This window comes from Bacillus sp. AFS037270, assembly GCF_002585305.1.
Map to the genome: position 1 here is coordinate 1 of NZ_NUNF01000132.1, position 227 is coordinate 227.

2 tRNA genes are annotated in these 227 nt (G+C 49.3%); both read right to left on the bottom strand.

What is annotated here, in order from left to right:
- Positions 1-42 precede the first annotated feature (42 nt).
- Positions 43-118, bottom strand: a tRNA-Ala gene (locus COD92_RS31305).
- Between the two features lie 11 nt (positions 119-129).
- Positions 130-206 (bottom strand) — tRNA-Ile (locus COD92_RS31310).
- Positions 207-227 lie beyond the last annotated feature (21 nt).

The following is a 227-nucleotide window of genomic DNA, read 5'->3' on the forward strand; positions in this document are numbered from 1 at the left end:
TCTAGTTTTCAAAGAACGAATTGTAACGTTAGTAAACGTTATTGGTGGAGTCTAGGGGGATCGAACCCCTGACCTCCTGCGTGCAAAGCAGGCGCTCTCCCAGCTGAGCTAAGACCCCGTTATGAAGTATGGTGGGCCTAAATGGACTCGAACCATCGACCTCACGCTTATCAGGCGTGCGCTCTAACCAGCTGAGCTATAGGCCCATACCATAAAATATAGAGAGA